The sequence below is a fragment of the Acidovorax sp. DW039 genome, from assembly GCF_037101375.1.
Classification (GTDB): domain Bacteria; phylum Pseudomonadota; class Gammaproteobacteria; order Burkholderiales; family Burkholderiaceae_C; genus Acidovorax.
Window position 1 is genome coordinate 3,802,470 of sequence record NZ_AP029019.1, and the last position, 22,443, is coordinate 3,824,912.

The 22,443-nt window shown below is 62.6% G+C and carries 19 protein-coding genes; 6 read left to right on the forward strand and 13 right to left on the reverse strand.

The features are described from left to right. Positions 1-2 precede the first annotated feature (2 nt). Positions 3-185 (reverse strand): 50S ribosomal protein L32, encoded by a 183-nt coding sequence (gene rpmF / locus AACH87_RS17040; protein ID WP_338795693.1) that lies wholly within the window; start codon positions 183-185, stop codon positions 3-5. Positions 186-286: 101 nt separating this feature from the next. After that, complete coding sequence (locus tag AACH87_RS17045; protein ID WP_338795694.1) at positions 287-838, reverse strand: YceD family protein; 552 nt, start codon at positions 836-838, stop codon at positions 287-289. Between the two features lie 25 nt (positions 839-863). On the opposite strand from AACH87_RS17045, the gene AACH87_RS17050 reads away from it, so the two are divergent. Then, a complete protein-coding gene (locus AACH87_RS17050) occupies positions 864-1,463 on the forward strand; it encodes a Maf family nucleotide pyrophosphatase (RefSeq protein ID WP_338795696.1) in 600 nt (199 codons plus the stop codon). After that, positions 1,460-2,257: an SAM-dependent methyltransferase gene (locus AACH87_RS17055; RefSeq protein WP_338795697.1), complete on the forward strand. Its 798-nt coding sequence runs from the start codon at positions 1,460-1,462 to the stop codon at positions 2,255-2,257. Before AACH87_RS17050 ends, AACH87_RS17055 begins: the two co-directional genes overlap by 4 nt. A gap of 52 nt (positions 2,258-2,309) precedes the next feature. Here the strand turns inward: AACH87_RS17055 and AACH87_RS17060 are convergent, their stop codons facing one another. The 4 genes from AACH87_RS17060 to AACH87_RS17075 all read right to left on the reverse strand — a co-directional run bounded on the left by AACH87_RS17060 (position 2,310) and on the right by AACH87_RS17075 (position 5,586). Further along, positions 2,310-3,377 (reverse strand): S49 family peptidase, encoded by a 1,068-nt coding sequence (locus AACH87_RS17060; RefSeq protein ID WP_338795698.1) that lies wholly within the window; start codon positions 3,375-3,377, stop codon positions 2,310-2,312. A gap of 105 nt (positions 3,378-3,482) precedes the next feature. Then, the gene (locus tag AACH87_RS17065) at positions 3,483-3,854 is read right to left on the reverse strand and encodes a Rieske 2Fe-2S domain-containing protein (RefSeq protein WP_338795700.1); all 372 of its coding nucleotides are present in this window, start codon (positions 3,852-3,854) and stop codon (positions 3,483-3,485) included. A gap of 40 nt (positions 3,855-3,894) precedes the next feature. Continuing rightward, complete coding sequence (locus AACH87_RS17070) at positions 3,895-4,566, reverse strand: HAD-IA family hydrolase (protein WP_338795701.1); 672 nt, start codon at positions 4,564-4,566, stop codon at positions 3,895-3,897. 9 nt (positions 4,567-4,575) lie between these two features. Further along, a complete protein-coding gene (locus tag AACH87_RS17075) occupies positions 4,576-5,586 on the reverse strand; it encodes an RluA family pseudouridine synthase (protein ID WP_338795702.1) in 1,011 nt (336 codons plus the stop codon). A gap of 576 nt (positions 5,587-6,162) precedes the next feature. On the opposite strand from AACH87_RS17075, the gene AACH87_RS17080 reads away from it, so the two are divergent. The 4 genes from AACH87_RS17080 (at position 6,163) to queF (ending at position 12,191) form a co-directional block, all read left to right on the forward strand. Then, a complete protein-coding gene (locus AACH87_RS17080; RefSeq protein ID WP_338795703.1) occupies positions 6,163-9,198 on the forward strand; it encodes an Rne/Rng family ribonuclease in 3,036 nt (1,011 codons plus the stop codon). Between the two features lie 354 nt (positions 9,199-9,552). Beyond that, positions 9,553-10,335: a peroxide stress protein YaaA gene (gene yaaA / locus AACH87_RS17085; protein ID WP_338795704.1), complete on the forward strand. Its 783-nt coding sequence runs from the start codon at positions 9,553-9,555 to the stop codon at positions 10,333-10,335. 52 nt (positions 10,336-10,387) lie between these two features. Continuing rightward, on the forward strand, positions 10,388-11,260 hold the full coding sequence (locus tag AACH87_RS17090) for a 2OG-Fe(II) oxygenase (RefSeq protein WP_338795705.1): 873 nt from the start codon (positions 10,388-10,390) through the stop codon (positions 11,258-11,260). 82 nt (positions 11,261-11,342) lie between these two features. Further along, the gene (queF, locus tag AACH87_RS17095; RefSeq protein WP_338795706.1) at positions 11,343-12,191 is read left to right on the forward strand and encodes an NADPH-dependent 7-cyano-7-deazaguanine reductase QueF; all 849 of its coding nucleotides are present in this window, start codon (positions 11,343-11,345) and stop codon (positions 12,189-12,191) included. Between the two features lie 145 nt (positions 12,192-12,336). Here the strand turns inward: queF and AACH87_RS17100 are convergent, their stop codons facing one another. The 7 genes from AACH87_RS17100 to AACH87_RS17130 form a co-directional block, all read right to left on the reverse strand. Further along, positions 12,337-13,899, reverse strand: coding sequence for a methyl-accepting chemotaxis protein (locus AACH87_RS17100; protein ID WP_338795707.1), 1,563 nt, complete (start codon positions 13,897-13,899; stop codon positions 12,337-12,339). Positions 13,900-14,157: 258 nt separating this feature from the next. Then, positions 14,158-15,717 (reverse strand): methyl-accepting chemotaxis protein, encoded by a 1,560-nt coding sequence (locus AACH87_RS17105; RefSeq protein WP_338795708.1) that lies wholly within the window; start codon positions 15,715-15,717, stop codon positions 14,158-14,160. Between the two features lie 134 nt (positions 15,718-15,851). Beyond that, entirely contained in the window at positions 15,852-17,054 is a 1,203-nt protein-coding gene (locus AACH87_RS17110) for a DNA polymerase IV (RefSeq protein WP_338799003.1), read from the reverse strand. Between the two features lie 286 nt (positions 17,055-17,340). After that, positions 17,341-19,026: a thiamine pyrophosphate-binding protein gene (locus AACH87_RS17115; RefSeq protein ID WP_338795709.1), complete on the reverse strand. Its 1,686-nt coding sequence runs from the start codon at positions 19,024-19,026 to the stop codon at positions 17,341-17,343. A gap of 28 nt (positions 19,027-19,054) precedes the next feature. Continuing rightward, the gene (locus AACH87_RS17120) at positions 19,055-20,281 is read right to left on the reverse strand and encodes a pyridoxal phosphate-dependent aminotransferase (protein ID WP_338795710.1); all 1,227 of its coding nucleotides are present in this window, start codon (positions 20,279-20,281) and stop codon (positions 19,055-19,057) included. Further along, positions 20,278-21,138 carry an amino acid ABC transporter substrate-binding protein gene (locus tag AACH87_RS17125; RefSeq protein WP_338799004.1) on the reverse strand — a complete coding sequence of 287 codons (861 nt, stop codon included), beginning with the start codon at positions 21,136-21,138 and terminating at the stop codon, positions 20,278-20,280. Before AACH87_RS17125 ends, AACH87_RS17120 begins: the two co-directional genes overlap by 4 nt. Before the next feature lie 107 nt (positions 21,139-21,245). Next, the gene (locus tag AACH87_RS17130) at positions 21,246-22,439 is read right to left on the reverse strand and encodes an FAD-binding oxidoreductase (protein WP_338795711.1); all 1,194 of its coding nucleotides are present in this window, start codon (positions 22,437-22,439) and stop codon (positions 21,246-21,248) included. Positions 22,440-22,443: the final 4 nt, after the last annotated feature.

Here is a 22,443-nt window from a genome sequence, read left to right on the forward strand (position 1 = left end):
AATCAGGCTTCAGACTTGTTCTTCAGCACTTGGCGGCCACGGTAGAAACCGTTGGGGCTGATGTGGTGACGCAGATGTGTTTCACCAGTGGTGGGTTCCACTGCAATGCCTGGGTTTGTCAGAGCATTGTGCGAACGGTGCATGCCGCGCTTGGAAGGAGACTTTTTGTTTTGCTGAACTGCCATGATGGCTCCTGGTCTTGAATAGGGTTGGTAAAAACGCGATCAGCCCAATAAGACACGAGGGGGATTCGCGAGAAGCCCTCGATTATATCCCAAACAGAAAATTATGTCCCTTTTCCATCCTTGCGCAGGGAAGCCAGGGCGGCAAAAGGATTGGGCTTTTCGGCATTGGCAGCCTCAAAATCCTCATCGGTGGACGCCAGTGGAATGGCCGTTGGGCACTCGTCATGGCGCGGCACTACAGGCAATGCCATCAACAGCTCATCTTCAATAAGTTCGCGCAAATCAAATTCGCGGCTCAGCGCGAGCAGATCTTCTTCGCAATCCTCATCCAGCGCTTCAGCCGTTGCCTCGTCAGCCACAAAGCGAAACGAGCGCTCCACATCAAGCGGAACATCGACCGGTGTAAGGCAACGCTGGCACTCCATCGGAAAGCTCGCATGGACTGCGAGATGCAGCCAGATCTGCCCCGCTCCTCCCGGCTGCAACAGCACCTCCCCGCGCGCCTTCCAGTCCACCAAAAGGTCCGGATGCAACCCCTTGGCCTCTTGCGCCAGGCGTTCGTATTTCAGCAATGAATCATGGCCTGACAGCTGCCCTCCCGCTTGCGCGAAAGCCTTGATGTCCAGCCGGTCGGGGGAGAATTCCTTGGTCATGGCGGCAGTGTAAGAGAATCGGCTGATGCATCAATCCCCCACCCTGCCACGCCCTCTGGTATTGGGCTCCACCTCCAAGTACCGACGCGAACTGCTCGCGCGACTCCAGTTCCCGTTTGAAGTTGCCGCCCCCCATGTCGACGAAACCCCTCAACCCGAGGAGTCTCCCCGTGACCTCGCGTTGAGGCTGGCACTGGCCAAGGCCAGAGCTGTCGCAGAGCAGTACCCTGGAGCCGTGGTGATCGGTTCAGATCAGGTGGCCGACCTTGACGGGCAGCCCTTGGGCAAACCCGGCTCGCACGAGCGAGCTACACAACAACTCAAGGCCATGAGCGGGAAAACCGTCATCTTTCAGACGGCCGTGGCTGTCGTCTGCCAGGAGACCGGGTTTGAAGCTGTGGACCTGGCTGCCGTCGAAGTGAAATTTCGCCCACTCCAGGCGGCCGAGATTGAACGTTATCTGTTGGCAGAGCAACCCTACGACTGCGCCGGCAGCGCCAAAAGCGAAGGCCTGGGCATCAGCTTGCTCGAAGCCATTCAGAGCGACGATCCCACCGCACTGGTCGGTCTGCCGTTGATTCGCACTTGCCAAATGCTGCGGGCCGCTGGACTGGTATTGCCATGACATCCAGCCCGAATGCCAGCCCCCCAACCCGAGGCAAGCTGTATCTCGTCCCTGCCCCCCTGGATTTTGGATGTGACATTCATGCACCGCTGGACGACGCATTGCCCGCAGCCACCCTGCGCCAGGCATCCCACCTGACGCACTGGATCTGCGAGAACGCCAAGAGCACCCGGGCCTATCTGAAGCGAGTGGATGCCCTGTATCCATTGGCAGCCCCTCTTCAGCAGCAACAGATCACCGAGCTACCCCGTGAGGTGCATAAAAAAGGAGACCACGGCGACAAGGGAGCACCAGTTTTTGACGCCCGCCCCATGCTGGCAGCAGCTTTGGACGGCCATGGCATAGGACTGGTCAGCGAAGCAGGCATGCCCGCCGTGGCAGACCCGGGCTCCTCCGTGGTCAGGGCGGCGCATGACCTGGGTATCCCGGTGATTCCGCTGGTAGGACCCGTTTCGCTGCTGCTCGCACTGGCGGCCAGCGGAATGAATGGACAAAGCTTTGCGTTTACTGGCTACTTGCCGCAAAGCGGGATGGAGCGGGTGCAGCGCATCAAAGAGCTGGAATCCATCGCCCTGCGAACGGGGCAGACCCAGCTGTTCATAGAAACGCCCTATCGCAATGAAGCCTTGTGGCAGGCACTGACACAGACGCTGCAGCCGCATACCCGGCTGGGTCTGGCTGCAGGACTGACGCTCTCATCAGGCAAGGTTCTCAGCCAACCCAACAAACAATGGCGCTCAATAGCCGCGCCTGTGGACAACCGCACACCCACGGTATTCATGCTGGGCCGCTAAACGAGAGCTAAACAAAAGGGCTCTGCAATTGCTTGCCAGAGCCCCTAGAAGATCAACGCAGCTGAGGAACTGTCAGGGTAGCGGCAGCCTTGGCAGCCCCAGCCCCCATGGCAGCGCCAAAGCGTTTGACCAACCGTTCAGCGACATTTTCTCGGCGGGTGTAATCGATGATGTCCTCCGCCTTGACCACTTCGCGGGCGACGTAGTCCAGGTTGCCCAGCTTGTCCGCCAGGCCCATCTCCACTGCCTGCTGCCCAGTCCAGAACAAGCCACTGAAGGTTTCTGGCGTGGGCTTGAGACGCTCACCGCGCCCAGCCTTTACCACCGCAATGAACTGCTGGTGGATCTGATTGAGCATGGCTTGCGCGTAGGCCCTTTGCTGCTCGGTCTGAGGGCTGAAAGGGTCCAGAAAACCCTTGTTTTCACCCGCCGTCAGCAAGCGGCGCTCGACCCCCAGTTTCTCCATGGTTCCGGTAAAGCCAAACCCATCCATCAACACGCCAATGCTGCCAACGATGCTGGCCTTGTCCACAAAAATTTCGTCGGCTGCCGCTGCGATGTAGTAAGCCGCGGAGGCACAGGTTTCTTCCACCACCGCATACACGGGCTTGTTGTACTTGGCCTTCAGACGGGTGATTTCATCATTGATGATGCCCGCCTGAACCGGGCTGCCACCGGGGGAGTTGATCAGCAGCACAACTGCCTTGGAGCCCTCATCCTCAAAGGCGCTGCGCATGGCAGCCACGACGAACTCGGCACTGGCTTCAGCACCTGAGGCAATCTCGCCCTTGATGTCGACCACCGCCGTATGAGGCGCACTCTTGTTGGCACTGGGCGCTGCCTGAAGCATGGCGCCCCAGAAAATGGCAACGACAAGAAGCAACCATGCAAATCTGAAGAAGATCTTCCAGCGGCGCGCAGCTCTCTGCTCTGTCAACGCGGCCAGTGCCAGCTTTTCAAGCACAGTACGCTCCCAGCCCGGCTCACCCGCAGGCGCAGAGCCGGAGGCAGGCTTGGCAGCAGTTGACGCCTTGGCCTGCTGAGCCCACAGGTCAGAAGCGGGCAAGGACTCAGGCCCACTTTGGGATGCAGAGGAATGGGGGTTTTGTGGTTCAGTCATTCAAGGCCTCCCGCAGAACCGGAAAGCGACCAATGCGCTTTCGTGGATTGCGGATTGAAAATCCAGTCAACAATCGGTGCAGAAAACGTTCCAGGGGCCTATCCCCTAAAACGCTACAGGCTGGAGATGTTGTGCAGCATGCCAGTGCACCACACCGTCCCGCTCTGAGAGGGCAATTTTCACCAGCCCGCCCCGGCAGGGGCCTCCTGCACAGCGTCCCGTGTCGGGTTGGTAGGCGGCACCGTGGGTGGCACACAACAGCCATTGACCCGTGTCATCGAAAATGCGGCCGGGCTGGTAGTCCATTTCCATCGGCACATGCGTGCAACGGTTCAGGTAAGCATGGGCTACGCCTTGGTATCTGACTGCAAAAGCCCGACAGCTTTGACCGTAATAGACCACGTCGAAGGGCACGGCAATACCGCCGTTTTCCAGATCGGTGCTGGCACACAAAGGGAAAGTCTGCTCGGCAGTCATATCAGAATGAAATGAAGTGCACCACCACTCATCTGGCGCATCAGGCTTCGCGAAGGAGCCAGTCATGCAGATCACGGACCGAGTGAGCAACGAACAAAGGCCCCAGTGCGTGGAACGCATCGGGCTCATGTGCGCCATAACTCACCCCGACACTGGCGCAACCGGCGTTGCACGCCATCTGCAAGTCGTGGGTAGTGTCACCAATCATCAGCAACCGCTCGGGCGGAACATCAAACTCAGCCATCAGCTCCTGCAGCATGAGCGGATGAGGTTTTCCTGCCGTCTGGTCCGCGGTGCGGGAGCCATCAAACACCCCCTTGAGGTCTACCGAGTGCAGAACCTCATCGAGGCCACGGCGACTCTTGCCCGTGGCAACGGTTAATAAATGACCACGCTCCTTGAGGCTGGACAGCATGGGCAGCACTCCCTCAAAGAGACTCAGATCATCTTGATGCTGCAGGTAATGGAAGCGGTACCGATTGCCCAGCTCCTGGTACTTTTCAGGCGGCACATCCGGCGCGGCATGGGCCAAAGCAGGCATCAGCGCCATGCCGATCACATAAGCCGCCTCTGTGTCAGACGGCACTGTGCCACCAACATCGCGCACAGCCTCCTGAATGGAACGCACGATGATCGCTGTCGAGTCGAACAAGGTGCCATCCCAGTCGAAAGCGATCAGGTCAAAGCGGCGGGAACGGGCAGGTGTCGGCATGCGAAAACACTAGTCGGAGGGTAAAAAGTCTGCCAGCTCAGGGGGCAAAGGCGCATTCAGGGTCAGCTTTTCCGCCGTGGCAGGGTGGCTGAACTGTAACCGCCATGCATGCAAAAACATGCGCTTGAGCCCATGCTTGTGCAACCGCTTGTTCAAGTCGAAGTCACCATACTTGTCGTCTCCCACGATGGGATGCCCCTGGCTGGCAAGGTGCACCCGGATCTGGTGCGTTCTCCCGGTCTTGATGGTCACCTCCAGCAAACTCATCGCGGGCAGCCTCTCCAATGGCCGCGGGGCAAACGTCTGGCGTACCTTAACGAGCGTGATGGAACGCATGCCATCCGGATCGTCTGGCGTGGTCACCCGCACCCGACGCTCGCCATCCGCCTGCAGGTATTTGTGCAAGGGAAGATCAATGACCTTGTTGCGCACCGGCCACTCGCCCGTGACAAGAGCCAGATAGGTCTTGCCTGTTTCACGCTCACGAAACTGATCCTGCAAGTGAGTGAGCGCAGACCTTTTCTTCGCCACCAGCAGGATGCCAGAGGTTTCACGGTCAAGGCGGTGTACCAACTCCAGCAGCTTGGCCTGCGGCCGGGCTTGGCGGAGCTGCTCAATCACTCCAAAGCTGACACCACTGCCTCCATGCACCGCCACGCCTGCAGGCTTGTCGATAGCAAGTACATGCTCATCCTCCAGCAGCACCGGAAATTCCCGGGCAGGTGCAGGCCGCTCGGCCTTTTCTGCCACTTTTTCGGAGATACGCACGGGCGGCACCCGAACCGCATCCCCCGCTTCCACGCGGGTGTCGGCGCTTGCTCGCCCTTTGTTGATGCGCACTTCACCGCTGCGGATGATGCGATACACGTAGGTCTTGGGCACGCCTTTGAGGTGGCGTATCAAAAAGTTGTCCAGACGCTGGCCTGCAGAATCCTCGTCAACTTCCAGCATGCGGACGGCAGGAGGGTTGGTGGTTGGGGCCCTGTCCGGCAGTGGTTTGCCCCCTATAATGTGTTTCACCTGCGCGTTGTTTTGTAAGTGGTTGATTTGTCTGGAGTTTAGTCCACTCAGCCATGGTACTTGCGCAGGAAGGTCGATGCCAGCGGGTGTCGCACATGCAGATTGCGGGCCAGATGCCCGTGGTGGTCTGTGCGCCAGTCGGCGGACTGACAAATTGAAACACTGATACGGAATCCCCAAGCTGGCAGATGCACCCTACCGGGACAGGTCTGCTGGCGGATCAAAGCGAGCATGTGGTTGTTGATGGCTTGGATGATGACTTTGTGGCGGCGGCAACTGGCCCCAGCTGCATGCATCCAATCGCCTGTCGCGCCCCGTCGGCCAGCGCAAGCAGCTATAAAATTAATAGCAAAGCTGCGCCACTCTCACTCGCCCCCATCCACGCGCCCTTGTCTCCTGTGCTGAGGTCACCCTCGGCAGCTTGAGCCATCCCCGGCAATTCCCTTCGTTTCGACGCGTCAGTCCAGGCATTCACAGCTCCTGTAGAGCTTGTTATTGGTTTGGAACGGTAGAGGGCAGCCCGCTGCAGCATTGCTGCGCCGTTGCCGTCTGCGAAACACAAGAAGGAATTGCATCATGAAGCGGATGCTCATCAACGCCACGCAGCCCGAAGAACGCCGCCTGGCCATCGTCGACGGACAAAAGCTCCTCGACTACGAAATCGAGATTGAGGGACGCGAGCAGCGCAAGGGCAACATCTACAAGGCCGTCGTCACACGCGTCGAGCCCTCGCTGGAAGCCTGCTTTGTGGACTACGGCGAAGACCGCCACGGCTTCCTGCCGTTCAAGGAAATCTCCCGCCAGTACTTTGCCCCCGGCGTCTCGCCCAGCCAAGCACGTATCAACGAAGTCATAAAGGAAGGCCAGGAACTGCTGGTCCAGGTCGAAAAGGAAGAGCGCGGTAACAAGGGCGCAGCTCTGACCACCTTCATCAGCCTCGCCGGTCGCTACGTGGTGCTGATGCCCAACAACCCCCGTGGCGGTGGCGTGTCGCGCCGCATCGAGGGCGAGGACCGCGCCGAACTCAAGGAGGCGATGGACCAGCTGGAATACCCCAACGGCATGTCCATCATCGCGCGCACTGCAGGGATTGGCCGCACCGCGCCTGAGCTGCAGTGGGACCTGAACTACCTGCTGAAATTGTGGAACGCCATTGACGGCGCTGCCAAGGGCGGCAAGGGGGCATTCCTGATTTATCAGGAATCGAGCCTGGTGATCCGCGCCATCCGCGACTATTTCAACAACGACATCGGTGACATCCTCATCGATACCGACGACATCTACGAACAAGCGCAGCAGTTCATGGCGCACGTCATGCCCGAGCATGCCGCCCGCGTGAAGCGCTACCGCGACGACGCCGCCCTGTTCAGCCGCTTCCAGATCGAGCACCAGATCGAATCGGCCTACGCCCGCACCGTGCAACTGCCCTCGGGCGGTGCCATCGTGATCGACCACACCGAAGCACTGGTCAGCGTGGACGTGAACTCAGCCCGCGCCATCAAGGGTGGCGACATTGAAGAAACCGCGCTACGCACCAATCTGGAAGCCGCCGACGAAGTGGCACGCCAGATGCGCCTGCGCGACCTGGGCGGCCTGATCGTGATCGACTTCATCGACATGGAGGAGTCCCGCAACCGCAAGGAAGTGGAAAACCGCCTGCGCGATGCCCTGCGCCAGGACCGTGCCCGCGTGCAGTTTGGCACCATCAGCAAGTTCGGCCTGATGGAAATGAGCCGCCAGCGCCTCAAACCCGCGCTGTCTGAAGGCTCCTCCATCCCCTGCCCCCGCTGCGGCGGCGCAGGCCATATCCGTGATACGGAATCGTCTGCCCTGCAGATCCTGCGGATCATCCAGGAAGAGTCGATGAAGGACAACACGGCTGCCGTGCACTGCCAGGTGCCGGTGGAAGTGGCCTCGTTCCTGCTGAACGAAAAGCGCACCGAGATCGCCAAGATCGAACTCAAGCAGCGCGTGTCGGTGCTGATGGTGCCCAACAAGGCACTGGAGACCCCGAACTACCGCTTGGAACGCCTCAAGCACGACGATCCTCGCCTGGACCACATGGACGCCAGTTACAAGCTGGCCGAAGAGGTGGAAGACCCCACGGCAGTCACCCGCCGCTCGCAAGAGCCCACCAACAAGCAGACGCCCGTGATCAAGGGCGTGCTCCCCGATGCACCCGCACCGGTGGCTGAGCCCCGCCCCGAGGGAACTGCACGCCCCGCCCGCAATGGCGCAGGCGGTACACAGGGCCAGCGTGGTGCCAGCACAGCCCCTGCAGCACCCGCACCGGCACCTGCAGCTCCGCAAGAGCGCGGCTTCTTTGCCTGGCTCAAGAGCCTGTTCGGCTTTGGCGCACCCCCAGCACCAGCTCCTGTGGCCGCGCCAGCACCTGCCACACCGGCATCCGAAAACGGCAGCCGTGGTGATGGCCGCCGTGATGGCCGGGGAGACGGCCGCAACCGCCGTGGCGGACGCGACGGTTCACGGGATGCACAGCGCGACCCCAACGCCGCGCCTACCGAAAGCCGCGGCCGCCGCAATGAACGCTCTGCAGAAGGCCAGAACCGCGCACCACGCGACGGCCAGCGGGCTGAGGGCGAACAGCAGCGCAACGGAGAAGGCCGCAGCACGGAAGGTCGCAATGTAGAAAGCCGCGACGGACGCAATGGCCGCAACGGGCGTAATCGCAATGACGCAGAAGGCCGCAATGGCAACAACGGCAACACCGCACTGAACGCCGACAACGCGCTGCAGGCGGAATCTGCCGCCCCAGCGACCTCCGGTCATGGCGATGCAGGCAACGGCCAGCCACGCAACGAACGCGGCCCACGCCGTGAACGTGGCGAAGGTGGCCGCCGTGAACGCGGTGACCGCGCGCCACGCAGTGCCGAGGGCCAGGAGCGATTCAGTGCTGCGCCCAGCCTGGACTTTGCAGACACCTCGCCTCTGGCATCGTTGCCCGATCTTGACCTGACAGGCAACGAAGTAACGGTACAACCGGCTGCGCCAGCAGGTGAAGAGCGCCGCGAGCGCCGCTCCCGCGATCGTTACGGCCGTGACCGCCGCGAACGGGGTGATCGTGGTGACCGCGCACCGCGTGAGAGCGCCGACATGGGCGCGGAGGCACCACAGGCTCCTGCAGCACAGGACGTGGACAACCCCCCTGCAGCGCAGGAAGACACCCCACGCCGCAGCTACTTTGCGCCCCAGGCTCCGGCAGAGGCTGCAGCACCTGCACAAGCCCCTGTGGCGGCTGCGCAAGAGCCTTCCGCACCAGCAGCACCAGTGGCATCAGCCAGCGCTGTGACAGCCCCCGCTGCGGCACCTGTGGCCCCTGCCGCTCCAGCAGGCATGCCCCGCGTGCAGCCCTACACGCTGCCCATGGAAGAGCTGCAACAGATTGCAGCGTCCTCCGGACTGCAGTGGGTCAACTCGGACAGCGAAAAGGTCGCGGCTGCGCAAGCTGCCATCGCCGCCGAACCCAAGCCCGTGCATGTGCCACGCGAGCGTCCTCCCGTCGTGGTGCTGGACGAAGGCCCGCTGGTGCTGGTGGAAACCCGTCGCGATCTGGCGGCGATGACTCTGCCGTTCGAGCAACCCTCGGCGTAATGTGCAGCGGGGTCGCCCGCTGATCATTCCCCACCATAAAGGCGGCTCCGGCCGCCTTTGTTTTTGGTATCTCCGCATGAGACGGCGCTATGGACTCGTTGCGGATAGCCAGCGATCGCGTAGAGCCCCCAAGCGTCTTATGCTGCGCTCACTTCCTTCAAAATAAGAGTGGCTCACAAAGCTCAGCGTAGTGGTTCTGGCCAGGCGCTGCTTCGCTGGATCGTGTTAGCCGCTCTAAGTACGACCAGACGCGGCAACGACGCCAGAAGAGTTTTGTGAGCCGCTCCAAGTCCAGCGGATGGCTCCAGCCGTGGCCACCGCACACTCTTTCTCCGTCAACCCCTGCACATCGCCATGCTGTTCCTGCTGTCCCCCGCCAAATCGCTGGATTACGACACACCCATCCCGGAAGGCTTGCCCCACACGCGCCCGCAGTTCATCCCCCAGTCCACGGCGCTGGTGGAGGTGCTGAAGGAGAAATCCCCACAAGAGATAGCCTCGCTGATGAGCCTGAGCGATGCGCTTGCTGCCCTGAACGTGGGGCGCTACCAGGCCTGGAAGCCCCAGTTCACGGCAGCCAATTCACGGCAGGCTGTGCTGGCCTTCAACGGCGACGTGTACGAGGGTTTGCAGGCCCGCACACTCAGCACGGAAGACCTGGACTGGGCGCAGCGCCATGTAGCCATCCTGAGCGGCCTGTATGGCGTGCTGCGCCCGCTCGACCGCATGCAGCCGTATCGACTGGAAATGGGCACACGCCTGCGCACACCGGCGGGCGACACGCTGTACCAATACTGGGGAAGCCAGATTGCCGAGCACCTCAATGGCCAGCTTCGTTCCGACACCACACCGATCATCGTCAACCTGGCATCGCAGGAATACTTCAAAGCCGTAGACCGCAAGGCGCTGAAGGCGCGGGTGATCGAATGCGTGTTTGAAGACTGGAAAGGCGGCACCTACAAGATCATCAGCTTCCACGCCAAGCGGGCCCGCGGGCTCATGGCGCGCTACGCCATCACCCACCGCCTGAGCACGCCCCGGCAGCTGGAAGGGTTTGATCTGGAAGGCTATGCCTTCGACGCGCTAGCATCCGAGCCCGAGCGCCTGGTGTTCCGGCGTAAGACAGATGGAGTCTGATCGGGTTGACCGCCTGACCAGCACTCTTCCTTCCACTCCCTTGAGGTACCGCATGACCACCTCCACCCGCAAGACATCGACACAGTCCATCACCCCGGAATTGCGCCGCTGGATCATTGAGCAAGCCCAGGCAGGCTTTTCGGCCCCCGTGGTTCTGCAGTCCATGCGCGATGCGGGCTGGGATGAAGATGTGGCAGCCGATGCCATGGAGACCACGCTGCAAGAGCACCTCAATGAACTCGCCGTGCAAAAGGGGCAACCTCCTGCGGTGCCCGTGCCCGAGCCGCTGCTGGGCGACTCGCCCGCGCTGGTGGATGCGGGGGACCGGCAGGTGCAGGTGCTGATGCAACTGGCCAAGCCTCGCGTGGTGGTGTTTGGCAATTTCCTCTCGCCCGAGGAATGCGACGCCCTGATTGCAGCAGCGCGGCCACGCATGGCGCGCTCCCTCACCGTCGCCACCAAAACCGGGGGCGAGGAAGTCAACGACGACCGCACCAGCGACGGCATGTTTTTTCAGCGGGGCGAATCCGCACTGGTGCGCACCATTGAAGACCGTATCGCCAAGCTGCTGCAATGGCCGGTAGAAAACGGCGAAGGGGTGCAGGTGCTGCACTACCGCCCGGGCGCCGAATACAAGCCCCATTACGATTACTTTGACCCCGGCGAACCCGGCACGCCCACCATCATCCAGCGCGGCGGGCAGCGGGTGGGCACGCTGGTGATGTACCTGAACACGCCGGAAAAAGGCGGCGGCACCACCTTCCCGGACGTGTTTCTGGAAGTGGCACCGCAGCGCGGCAACGCCGTGTTTTTCAGCTATGAGCGCCCGCACCCGTCCACGCAAACCCTGCACGGCGGGGCCCCCGTGATTGCGGGCGAGAAATGGATCGCCACCAAGTGGCTGCGCGAGCGCGAGTTCAAATAGCGAGTCCAGATAACCGGCTCTTAACCAAATCGGGCTCTAGCGCTTGATAATCAAGCGCAAACAGCTATCAATTCAATAGCAAATGAACAACACTCCCGAACAGTCCCAATTGGGCAAGGCGTCTGCCTACGCAGACCAGTACGACGCTTCACTGCTGTTTCCCATCCCCAGAGCGGGCAAGCGGGCCGAGATCGGGATTGCCGATGCGCCGCCTTTCTTTGGAGCCGACCTGTGGACGGCCTTTGAAGTGTCGTGGCTCAACCTGCGCGGCAAGCCCCAGGTGGCGCTGGTGCACTTCACCATTCCCTGCGAGTCGCCGAACATCGTCGAAAGCAAGTCGTTCAAGCTGTACCTCAACAGCTTCAACAACACCCGCTTTGCAGATGCAGCCGAAGTGCAGGCCCGCCTGCGCGCCGACATCAGCGAGGCCGTGTGGCGCGGAGCCCCCCACCCCGCCACGGTGGGCGTCAAGCTCATTCACCCCGAGCAGTTTGACCAGGAGCCTGTGCACGAGCTGGACGGACTGAACCTGGACCGGCTGGACGTGGAATGCACCCGCTACCAGCCTGCGCCAGACCTGCTCAAAGCCCAGTTTGACGAGGCCCCCGTGACCGAAGTGCTCACCAGCAACCTGCTCAAGAGCAACTGCCTGGTGACCGGGCAACCCGACTGGGGCAGCGTACAGATCCGCTACACCGGCCCCCAGATCGACCAGGAAGGTTTGCTGCAGTACATCGTGAGCTTTCGCAACCACAACGAATTCCACGAGCAGTGCGTGGAACGCATCTTCATGGACGTGTGGACACGCTGCAAGCCCATCAAGCTGATGGTCTACGCCCGCTACACACGCCGTGGCGGGCTGGACATCAACCCGCTGCGCACCAGCCACCCCCAGGCGCTGCCAGCCAATGTGCGCACGGCCCGGCAGTGAACGCTTGAGAGCCTGTTGACCGCCCCCAGGCTACAAGTCTGGCTCTGAATCTTTTGAGCGGCCCTGGCCAGGTGTTCCGTCGCAAGCAGTACAAGTAGTACGGCGAGACGGAACAACGACGCCAAGGGCGTTGTGTGAGCCGCTCTTACTCCTGCATGTGAAAGACCTGCACGGCGCGCGATAGCGTCTTGGTGCGGTCACTCAGCACACCGACCGCAGCAGCCGTCTGGTCCACCATGTTCGCGTTCTGCTGCGTCACGCCATCAAGGCGGTTCACCGCGTCGTTCACCTGTGCAATGCCAATCGATTGTTCGCCCGTGGCGCTGGTGATCTGCGTCATCAGGTTCGTCACCTGCCGCACAGATCGCTCCACACTGGCAATCGTGGCCTGCGCCTGCGCCGCGTAGTCAGCACCACTGCTCACCTGCTCGGTCGATTCGCTGATGAGCTGATGGATCTCGCGGGCGGCCTGGGCGCTGCGCTGCGCCAGATCGCGCACCTCAGACGCCACCACCGCAAAGCCCCTGCCCTGCTCGCCTGCTCGCGCAGCTTCTACAGCGGCATTCAGGGCCAGGATATTGGTCTGGAAGGCAATGCCTTCGATGATGCCAATGATGTCCTCCATGCGGCGCGACGATGCCTCAATGGCCTGCATGGAGGCATTGGCGCTGCCCACCGCCGTGCTGCCTTGCCGGGCGATGTCGCTGCTTTGCTGGCTTTGCGCCGCAATCTGGCGTGCCGCGTCTGCCGTCTGGCGCACCGTGCTGGCCAGTTGCTCCATGGATGCCGCTGTTTCCTGCAGGCTGCTGGCCTGGTCTTCCGTGCGTGCGGCAAGGTCCTGCGCACTCGACGAGATCCGCGCAGTGGCCTGGCTGAACACGCCCACCTCCGCCCGCACATCGCCAATCACGGCCCGCAGGTTCACCTGCACCTGCCACACATTGCGTATCAAAGAGCCCAGCACATGCGGGTGCGGCTTGATCATGGTGGACTTGAGGTTGCAAGCCGCCAGCGCACCGGCAAAGTCGTCCAGCTCTGCCAGCACCCGGGCCACGCTGCGGTGAAACCACCACAGCACCAAAAGCCCCACACTGCCCGACAAGCCCCACTGCGCAAGCACGGCCGCAGTCTCGGTCATGCCCCACAGCGAAGGAACCGCGCCTGCTGCGAGCGTGGCCCCCAGGCCCAAGGCCAGACGCTGGGTGATCGAGACGCGGTGCAGACGGCCCAACCAGTCTCGCCACCCCAGGGAGCGCACCCGCCCCGCATGCAGCTTGAAGGTGTGGTGGCCGCTGGCCCGCTCTGCCGCGATGCGGGCATAAAGCGCCTCTGCTGCAGCCACCTGCTCGCGTGTGGGCCGAAAGCGCACCGACATGTAGCCCACGGGTTTTCCGTTGTCCAGGATAGGCGTGACGTTGGCCTCCACCCAGTAGTGGTCTCCATTGGCCCGGCGGTTCTTCACGATGCCTGACCAGGGACGTCCACGGCCAATGGTGGACCACATGTCCTTGAAGGCCTCGGGGGGCATGTCCGGGTGGCGAATGATGCTGTGGGGCTGCCCCATCAGCTCGTCATAGCTGAACCCGCTGACCTCGGCGAAGGCCGTGTTGCAGTGGGTGATGTAGCCACGCGCGTCGGTGGTAGAGACCAGAAGTTGCGACGCGGGAAAAAGATACTCTTTGTGGGAGACAGGTAAGTTGTGACGCATGGTGGGCGAAGTCGGGGGTGCTCTGCACTCTTTTTGGCGTCGCATATCGACAGAAGTACGTCATATGCAACAACCTGTAAGGTGCCAGAGAACACCCCGAAACGCACTTGCGTAGTGCGCGCACACTCGGCCCGATTGATCCATCTCAATGGGGTCGGAAACAATCGTTGTGCCAATCGAACATTGCGGCAGACCAAGGCCCTGCCCCCATCAGGGCCTTGGATGCAGCGGAAACAGTCAGGAAACTATCCCAGAGTCTCAAGGCATCTTGAACACGTCCACAGACAGCCCCAGCGACTGTGCGCTGCTTTTGAGGTTCTGTGCGGATGCCGTGGATTCCTCCACCAGCGCGGCGTTCTGCTGCGTCACCGTGTCGAGCTGGGTGACTGCCTCGTTCACCTGGGCAATACCGATGGACTGCTCCTTGGTTGCCGCACTGATTTGCTGCACAAGGGCACTGACCCGCTGCACTGCATCCACCACGCCTCCAATGGTTTGCCCGGCATGGTCCATCCGGTGCGCGCCGCTGGCAATCTGCTGCACCGTGACCTGAATCAGGCTGCTGATTTCCTTGGCTGCCCCTGCGCTGCGCTGCGCCAGGGCCCGCACCTCGCCAGCCACCACGGCAAAGCCACGGCCTTGCTCGCCTGCACGGGCGGCCTCCACCGCTGCATTGAGCGCCAGAAGGTTGGTCTGGAAGGCAATGCCCTCGATCATTCCGACGATCTCATTGATCTTGGCGGAGGACTGCTCCATTTGCCGCATGGCAACGGCCAGCTCTTGCACAGCCTGCCCGCCCTCGCTGGCAATCCTGCTGCTCTGCTCACTTTCGTGGGACACGCGCAGGGCCGTGTCGGCCGTCTGCCGGACTGTGCTGGCCAGCTCTTCCATGGAAGAGGCTGTCTGCTCCAAACTGCTGGCCTGCGACTCCGTACGGCCCGACAGATCGTGGCTCCCCTGCGCGATTTCAGCGGCTGCCTCGGTGAAATGGCGCACCTCCGTACGCACGTCCCCCACCACCGCACGCAGATTGACCTGAGTCTGCTGCAACCGATGAATCAATCCCTGCAGCGGCTGCGGATAGTCGTCCTGAACGGTAGAGGTGAGATTGCAGCCAGAAAGATCGGCGGCAAAGTGACTGGCCTTGTTGATGCCCTGCACCACCGCCACCTGAAACCGCCACAGCACTGCGCCAGCGGCCATCAACAGCAAGGCGACGCGCACGCCCACGCCACCCGCGCCTTGCATGCCCAGCATGTCAGGCGCCAAGGCCAACAACACCATCCATAGCAGCATCAAGGCCATGCGCTGGGTCAACGTCAGTCCAGCCAGTCGCTGGCCCCAACCCCGCCAACCCGTGCGCAACACGGCCCCTGCGTGCAAAACCACCGTAGCGCGACCTGAGGCGGCTTCTGCGCGCATCTGGGCATAGAGTGCTTCTGCCGCAGCGGCCTCCTGCGGGGCAGGCTTGGTGCGCACCGACATGTAGCCCCGAGGCCTGCCGTTTTCCATGATGGGAGTGACGTTGGCACGCACCCAGTAATGGTCACCGTTCTTGCGTCGGTTCTTGACCAGTCCGGTCCACGGCTCACCCCGGCCTATGGTTCGCCACATGTCCTTGTAGGCCTCGGGAGGCATATCCGGGTGGCGAATGATGTTGTGCGGCTGGCCGATCAGCTCTTCATAGCTGTAGCCGCTCACTCGCACAAAAGCCTGGTTGCAGTGGGTGATCTCGCCCTTCGTGTTGGTGCTGGAGACCAGAAGCTCATCACCCGGAAAATCGTAGTTGCGCTGCGTAACGGGCATGTTGATGCGCATGCGACTGTCTCCTTTTTCTGGTTATGACCGTATACGCCTGCGCGGCTGCAGGAGCCCTCAGCAGCGAGATGTCACGGTTTGATACCAGTCAAGTTTAACCACCCACCAAGGCGCTTTTGACACTAGTTCACAGTTCAAAAAAGGGATGCTGTCAGCGTGTCAGCTTGACGCTTCTTGCGGCTTTGTGCAACAGGATCTGCCTTGGCCATTTCGGTTTCTGCCGCAGCCTGCAAATTGCCCACACGCACCCCTAGCAGACGCAGCTTCTTATCCAGCGGCACCCGCTTCAGGCACAGGCCCGCGGCATGGCGAATCGCCCCTGCATCCGCTGTAGGAGCAGGCAGTGTGTGGTCCCGTGTGGCGGTCTTGAAGTCTTCGTACCGCAGCTTGATGCCGATGGTTTTGCCTACGTAGCCTTTGCGCTGCAGGTCCTGCGCAACGCGCTGGCACAGGTCCGTGAAAATTCGCCCCAGCTCGGCCTTGTCCCGCACTGCGTGCAGGTCACGGTCAAACGTTGTCTCCCGGCTCATGCTCACCGGCTCGCTCTCCGTCACCACCGGGCTGTCGTCCTGCCCCCAGGCGGCACGGTGCATCCACGCACCCGTAGATTTGCCAAAGTGCCGGATGAGTGCCAGCTCATCCATGGCTGCCAGTTGCCCAATGGTCTCAATGCCCAGGCTTGCCAGCTTCTCGCCGGCCTTGGGGCCAATGCCATTGATCTTGCGCACATGCAGCGGCCAGATCTTGCCCCGCAGGTCTTCTTCGTAAACGATGGAAATGCCATTGGGCTTGTTGAACTCGCTGGCCATCTTGGCGAGCAGCCGGTTGGGTGCCACACCGATCGAGCAGGTCAAACCCGTCTTTTCAAAAATGCTTTTTTGAATCAGCCGCGCCAGCACGCGCCCGCCTTCGCGCTGGCCGCCGGGCACATCGGTGAAATCAATATACACCTCGTCCACCCCCCGGTCCTGCATCACCGGAGCTATGTCGGTGATGGCGTTTTTGAAGATGCGTGAATACTTGCGCACCTCTTCAAAATCCACCGGCAGCACAATGGCCTGCGGGCACAGCTTGGCCGCCTTCATCATGCCCATGGCCGAGCCCACGCCAAACTGCCGCGCCGCATAGGTGGCCGTGGTGATCACGCCTCTGCCCACGTAGTCCTTGAGCAGTGGGAACTCCGATACGGGAATAAAGCGCGGCTCTCTCGGCCCAGAACCATCCGGGTGCTGCAGCAAGGCATCGTCCACCTTGCGCCGCCCGCCCCCAATCACCACCGGCAGACCCTTGAGCTGCGGGTAGCGCAGCAACTCCACCGAGGCATAGAACGCGTCCATGTCGAGGTGCGCGATGCGGCGCAGCTTGCGTCCAGCCTCACTTGCCGCGCTGCGGGCAAGAGCCGAACTATCAGGTGCAGGGTCAGGTTCTGAAGCAGTCACATCCGCTATTGTGCGCGGCGCAATGACAGGCTGCTGCCACCTCCATCCCCACAGCGAATGAGAGAAAGGCCGTCAGCCGCGGAGCCCGCAGCGCGGTGCGGGCACAGGATATACAGCGGTGAAAACAAGCCCGACATTCATAGAAGTCGAAAAATCACTGATCATCAAACTTCTATGAATCAATTCACTTCTTAGCCAGCGCTGCGCTGCGAATGCCCTGCAGCGTGCCCGTAGGCGTGATGGCCTCGGGGTCGATCAGGCAGTGCAGCACGCTGGGCAGGCCGCTGGCGCGGGCACGGGCCAGTGCGGGGGCGAAGTCTTCGGTGCGCTCCACCCGCTCGCCATGGCCGCCAAAGGCCTGGGCGTAGGCCTTGAAGTCTGGGTTCTTGAGCTGCGTGGCGCTGATGCGGCCGGGGTACTCGCGCTCTTGGTGCATGCGGATGGTGCCGTACATGCCGTTGTCCAGCACCACCACGATGATGTTCAGGCCGTATTGCACAGCCGTCGCGAACTCCTGGCCGTGCATCAGAAAGTCGCCATCGCCCGCGAAGATCACCACCTCGCGCTGCGGCCACAGGCGCTTGCCGCCCACGCCTGCGGGCAGGCCGTAGCCCATGGAGCCACTGGTGGGCGCAAGCTGGCTCGCGTAGGTGGTGAAGGGCCAGAAGCGGTGAATCCAGGTGGCAAAGTTGCCAGCGCCGTTGCAGAAGATGGTGTCGGCGGGCAGCACTTCCTTGAGATGCTGCATCACCTGGCCCATTTGCAGGTTGCCGGGGATGCGGATGGGCGCGGTGTCGCTCCAAGCCAGATATTCGGCATGGGCAGCCTCGGCATGAGCCTTCCAGGGCACAGCCGCTGTGGGCCGCACCGTATTGAGCGCCGCAGCAAACGCCTGGGGCGTGGCGTGGATGGCCTGTGTGGGGCGATACAGCTTGCCCAGTTCATCCGCATCGGCATGCACATGCACCAGAGGCTGTGCAGGCGTGGGGATATTGAACAGCTCATAGCCCTGCGATGGCACCTCCGACAAGCGGCCGCCCACCACCAACACCAGATCCGACGCTTTGATGCGCGCCAACAGCTTGGGGTTGACGCCCAGGCCCAGGTCGCCGCCGTAGCAGGCGTGCGTGGCCGGGAACAGCATCTGGCGGCGGAACGAGCAGTACACAGGAATGGACCACGCTTCGGCAAACGCGGTGAATTCGCGCACCGCCTGCTCGGACCAGCGGCTTCCGCCCAGGATGGCCACAGGGTTCTTTGCGGCTTGCAGGCGCTGGGCCAGCTCGGCCATCTGCGCAGCGCCGGGGTGCGTTTCCGTCACCTGGTAGGGCAGCGCATCGGCCACCGTGGCGGCCTCGGTCAGCATGTCTTCGGGCAGCGCCACCACCACGGGGCCGGGGCGGCCCGAGGTGGCAACGTGGAAGGCACGCGAGATCAGTTCGGGCACACGGGCCGGGTCGTCAATCTGCACCACCCACTTGGCCATGGTGCCAAACACGGCGCTGTAGTCCAGCTCCTGAAACGCCTCGCGCCCCATGGCGTTGCGCGCCACCTGGCCCACGAACAGGATCATGGGGGTCGAGTCCTGGTGGGCAATGTGCACGCCCGCAGACGCATTGGTGGCACCGGGGCCGCGCGTCACAAAGCAGATGCCGGGCTGGCCGGTGAGCTTGCCCTGCGCTTCGGCCATCATGGCCGCACCGCCCTCCTGACGGCACACGGTCACGGCGATGTTGGCATCGTGCAGCGCATCAAGCACAGCCAAATAGCTTTCGCCGGGCACGCAAAAGAGCTGCTTCACGCCATGGGTGATGAGCTGCTGCACCAGAATCTGGCCGCCGGTGCGGGGGGTGAGGGAAGTCGTGTTCATATCAACGGTATCGGATCAGAAATTCAACTTAGAACAGAGCCTGGCAGGCGCGCTGGATGCGTGCGCAGGCTTCCTGCAAATCGGCGGTAGAGGCGGCGTACGAAATGCGGAAGTACGGTGCCAGCCCCAGCACCCCGCCGGGCACCACGGCGACATGGTGTTCGCGAAGCAGATACGCGCAGAAGTCCGCATCGGTGCGCAGCAGCATGCCGCCGGGCGTGGTGCGGCCCAGCACGCCTTCGCAACTGGCAAAGGTGTAGAACGCGCCCTCGGGCACGCGACAGCGCAGGCCGGGCGAGGCGTTGAGCGCGGCCACCACCAGATCGCGCCGATCCTGGAACGCTTGGCAGCGCTCGCGCACCACGTCTTGCGGCCCGGTCAGCGCCGCAACGGCAGCCGCCTGACTGATGGACGAAGGGCAGGACGTGGCCTGGCTCTGCACCACGGCCATGGCGGCAATCAGCGCCTTGGGCCCTGCGCCGTAACCGATGCGCCAGCCCGTCATGGCATAGGCCTTGGAGACACCGTTCACCGTCAGCGTGCGATCGCGCAGTGACGGCAACACAGCAGCGGGCGTGGCAAACGCGCGGCCGTCGTACAGGATGTGCTCGTAGATGTCGTCCGCCAGCAGCCACACCTGCGGGTGACGCTCCACCACCTCAAGCACGGGTCGCAACTGCTCGGCGCTGTAAGCCGCGCCGCTGGGGTTGGAGGGCGAGTTGATGAACACCCAGCGCGTGCGCGGTGTGATGGCGGCCTCCAGCTGCTCGGGCGTGATGCGAAAGCCGTTGGCCTCGGTGCAGGGCACCACCACTGGCACACCGCCTGCAATCAGCACCATGTCGGCGTACGAAGTCCAGTACGGCGCGGGGAGGATCACCTCGTCACCCGGGTTCACCGACGCCATCAGCGCGTTGTAGAGGATCTGCTTGGCGCCTGCGCCCGCAGTGATTTCGTTCAGCGCAAAGTCCAGCCCGTTGTCGTGCTTGAACTTGTGCTGGATGGCGGCCTTGAGTTCGGCCGTGCCATCCAGCACCGTGTAGTGCGTCTCCCCCCGCGCCATGGCCTGCTGCGCGGCCTCCAGGATGTGCGCGGGCGTGTCGAAGTCGGGCTCGCCCAGGCCCAGCACGATCACGGGCTGGCCCTGGCGCTTGAGCTGGTTGGCCTCTTGCGTCAGTCGCACGATTTCGGAGACGCCGATGGCAGCGAGGCGGTCGGCTGCGCGGAAGGCCGTGGCGGGGATGGGAGCGTTCATTGCTGATAGGTTTCCAGGGGCTTGTCGTTGGGGGTGGCAAACAGCTGACGCAGCGTGGTGCCCAGCGGCAGGTTCAGGCTCATGTTCTTGGGCGGGATGGGGTTCACAAACCACTTGGTGTAGATCTTTTCCATCTCGCCGGACTGCATCAGCTTGATGAGCACGCCATCCACCGCCGCTTTGAACGTGGGGTCATCCTTGCGGAACAGCAGTGCAATCGGCTCAGCGCCCAGCGGCTCGCCTACGATACGGTAGGCCGAGGGGTCTTTGGAGTTGGCAATCATCCCGGCCAGCAGGTTGTCGTCGAGCACAAAGGCATCGGCACGGCCAGACTCCAGCAGCAGGAAGCTCTCGTGGTGGTCCTTGCCCAGCACGGTCTTGATGGGTGCACCGCCCAACACGCGCTCTTGCTTGCGCAGCAGCTGTACGGCGGTGGTGCCTGTGGATGCGGCAATGGTGCGGCCTGCAAGCTGGCTGATGGACTTCAAGTCCGAATCCTTGCGCACCGCCATCCTTACTTCGCTCACATAGGTGGTCACCGCAAAGGCCACTTGCTGCTGGCGTGCGGTGTTGTTGGTGGTGGGGCCGCAGCCAATGTCCAGCGTGCCGTTTTGCACCAGGGGCAGCGTGTTCTGCGCGGTCACGGCCATGTATTCGAGCTTGGCGTCAGGCGCGATTTCCTTGAGCACGCGCTCGCACAGCTCCACGTGGTAGCCCACGTATTTTTCGTTCGCACCCAGCGCATAGGCCATGGGCGGCGAGGTTTCGCGCACGCCCAGCACGGCCTTGCCGCTGGACTTGATCTTCTCCAGCGTGGGCTGGGTGACCGTCTGCGCCAGCGCGGGGGCCGAGGCCATGCAGGCCAGAGCCAGGCCTGCAGCGAGCGCGGTGAAGGTCTTGCGGGAAATTGCCATGTCGTTGTCTCCTGGTGTTATGTCGTTGGCAGGTTGGAAAAAGGCGAGGCTCAAATCACGTTCTTTTCGAGCAGCGGCGCATTGCGCGCAATGCGTTCGATGGACAGCGGTGACAGGTCCAGGCTCTGGTAGCTGCCGGTGAGCAAAAACTCGGCGACGCCCCGGCCCACGGCTGGGCACTGCTGCAGGCCGTGGCCCGAAAAGCCGTTGGCAAACACCAGGTTGTCGCACGCCGGGTGCAGGCCCACGATGGCGTTGTGGTCAAAGGTGTTCATCTCGTAGTAACCAGCCCAGGCCCCCTGCATGCGCAGTGCCTCAAAGCCGGGGATGCGCTCTGCCAGCGTGGGCCAGATGCGGTCCTCGAACGCGGCGTACTCGGGCTCCAGCGGGGCAAAGTCGGCGTCGTCGTCGGCGTCAGGCGCAAAGCCACAGATGAAGCCTTTGCCCTCGGGCCGCAGCCAGATGCCACTGGTGTCGATGAGCAGGGGGCAGCCCGGCAGCGCGGCGGGGCTGGCCAGGTTGAACACCGTGCGGCGCTTGCCCACCACAGGCAGATCAATGCCCGCCCAGCCCGCAATCGCAGCAGCCCAGGGGCCACCGGCATTGACCGCATAACGGCATGGCAGCACGGCACCGCTTTGCAGGCGCACCGCGTTCACGTGCAGCACGCCATCGCTGGCCGCCGTAACCAGCCCCACGGCCTGATCGGCCACGTAGCGCACACCCTGGCTCTGCGCCTTTTTGCGCAGCGCCGTCAGCAGCAGGTAGCCATCAAACCAGCCCTCGCCCGACAGGCCCAGCGAGCCCAGCACCACATCCTGCAGCGCCAGCCACGGAAAGCGCTCGGCCAGTGGCTGCGGGCCCAGCAGCGCCACATCGGCGCCATGCTGCTTTTGCAGCGCGTGGTTCTCGCGCAGCGTGGCTTCGCCCGCCTGGGTGGCCAAGTACAGGTAGCCGCCTTCATGCAGGCCAATGTCGGGCACATCGCCATGGCAAGCCAACAGCGTGCCCACGTTGCGCAGAAAGCCGATGCCAAACGCCGATATCTGGATGTTGATGTCAGTAGAAAACTGCTGACGAATGGAGCTGGCCGACAGGGCCGAGGAGGCACGGGCGTACGTCGGGTCGCGTTCAACCACTATCACCTCGCAGCCCGGCTGCTGCAGGGTGAGAAAGTACGCAATGGCGCTGCCTATGACGCCACCGCCAATGATGACGATGGGCCCGCTCTGGACTGCAGACATGCTG